Genomic DNA, 598 nt, shown 5'->3' with positions numbered 1-598 from the left:
TTTTTTTGTTTATACCAATAATCCCAATTATGCGTAGTTTGCTAAATTTGGTCTTTCAAATGGGGATGTTGCCGCTTGATAGAATTTAGCTATGCGCTCAGCTCTCTGATTAATCTCTGAATCTCTACGCTCACTAAAATCATACTTTGACTCTGCATTAGCTTCCTCTTCAACTTCACCATCACGCTTAAAGAAATCGCTTAATTCAGTATTAAGTTCCGCGCGCGCTTCACTCATTTTTTGGTTTGCTTCTGCCGCAATTGCACGATCAGCACCAGAAGGCTCTTGCGGTGCTAAAGCTGCAGCTCTCACTTGCTGCATTTTTTCAATGGTAGCTTGCGGATCGTTTGGTACTTCGCTGATATCAATTGGCACTTCGCCCGCTACAGCATAGTTATTACCATCACTGCCGCGTTCATATTCGTAACTAGGGCTGCCTGCATACTGCCCGCCAACTGCTGCATGCGCTTGTTCATGCGCTTTAACTTCAAGATCACGCTTTTTAAGCTGCGCTAATGCTTGCGCTTCTTTTTGCTCTAATTGCTGTTGCTTTTCTTCTTCACGTTGCTGACTTTGTTGCTCTTGCTGATCCTGTTGC

Annotated in this window: 1 protein-coding gene; it reads right to left on the bottom strand. The window is 44.0% G+C overall.

Annotated features, from left to right (window positions below; genetic code table 11):
- Positions 1-27 precede the first annotated feature (27 nt).
- Positions 28-598, bottom strand: a 571-nt coding sequence (locus tag ON073_RS20510; RefSeq protein ID WP_274763710.1) for a putative metalloprotease CJM1_0395 family protein, incomplete at its 5' end; no start/stop codon positions are given.

Source organism: Pseudoalteromonas sp. G4 (genome assembly GCF_028875915.1).
Taxonomy (GTDB): Bacteria; Pseudomonadota; Gammaproteobacteria; order Enterobacterales; family Alteromonadaceae; genus Pseudoalteromonas.
The sequence above is the reverse complement of the archived record's forward strand: the minus strand, read 5'-3'. Positions and strand labels throughout refer to the sequence as shown.